The sequence below is a fragment of the Vibrio sp. YT-16 genome (genome assembly GCF_033337405.1).
GTDB lineage: Bacteria > Pseudomonadota > Gammaproteobacteria > Enterobacterales > Vibrionaceae > Vibrio > Vibrio alginolyticus.
In genome coordinates, this window is record NZ_JAWOQQ010000123.1 from 1 (window position 1) to 1,152 (window position 1,152).

Genomic DNA, 1,152 nt, shown 5'->3' on the forward strand with positions numbered 1-1,152 from the left:
CCTATCCCGATAGTCAAATTGAAATCAGAACTCTCGTCGGCCCTTATGAAAACACGCTTGTTTTCCGCGATACAGGGCCAGGGATTGATGACAGCATCGTACACAAAATCTTTGTTGACTTTTTCTCATTCCAGAAAAGCGGCGGTAGCGGACTTGGCTTGGGTTACTGTCAGCGTGTGATGCGTTCTTTTGGTGGTCGAATTGAGTGTAAATCGGTAACTAATGAATTTACCGAGTTTTATTTGCATTTTCCGGTTGTGCCAAATGCACCGAAAGTAGAAACGCTTCGAACGCCAAACTTTTACAACTGGAATCAGAAAGTCAAAACCACACCAAGTCCAGAACCTGTCGTACAAATCAACAAAGATGCACCAACTGTGCTCATTGTCGATGATAAAGAGGTGCAACGTACTTTGGTTCAAATGTACCTAAATCGACTTGGCGTCAATAGTTTACAAGCCAATAACGGCGCAAATGCGGTGGAACTGTTTCAATCACATCAGGTCGATTTGGTGTTGATGGATGTTCAAATGCCCGTGATGAATGGGTTTGACGCCAGCGAAAAAATCAAGCAGTGCTCCCCAACTACGCCAATCATCGCCCTGTCTGGCGAATCTGGAGAGAAAGAGCTCGAGATGATCGCTAAGTTGATGGATGGTCGTCTGGAAAAGCCAACCACACTCAACGCATTACGTGATGTACTGGTGCGATGGCTTCATTTCGATAAAATCAGCGTAACGAACAGTTATCAAATTGCGAATGAATAGTTGGCATTAAAACTGCTTAACTGAAGTACAAACCGAATTATCCAGAGCGTTGAGCTTGCTGTTATGCAGTCAGTAAGCTTGATAAGGAGATGGCTATGTTACTTCACCGACACACATATTACGGCTTGATTCATCACGGAATAAAAGCACTATTGTTAGACAGAATCGGACGCTACACCGAGGAAGAGTATCACCAATATTTGAGCCTAATGACAGGCAAATCAACTTGCTTCACCATGACGCATGAAGAGCTAGAAGCCACCGTCGATAACTTGTTGAGAGAAGGCTATTTGGAAGACGTAAAGTCTCTGATTTCTCAATACCAACGCGTGGCGTAGGAAAGAACCGTTTAGCACTTGAACCATGACTCAAGCCTACAGAAGCT

2 protein-coding genes are annotated in these 1,152 nt (G+C 44.1%); both read left to right on the plus strand.

Features of this window, described 5'->3' with window-relative positions; all coding sequences use genetic code 11:
- On the plus strand, positions 1-767 hold a 767-nt coding region (locus tag R7F07_RS25180; protein ID WP_318110668.1), incomplete at its 5' end, for a response regulator.
- 95 nt (positions 768-862) lie between these two features.
- Entirely contained in the window at positions 863-1,105 is a 243-nt protein-coding gene (locus tag R7F07_RS25185; protein WP_005481662.1) for a hypothetical protein, read from the plus strand.
- Positions 1,106-1,152 lie beyond the last annotated feature (47 nt).

Coding starts and splice junctions, on each gene's coding strand:
- R7F07_RS25185 (WP_005481662.1), top strand. CDS start 863: ATGTTACTTCACCGACACACATATTACGGCTTGATTCATCACGGAATA.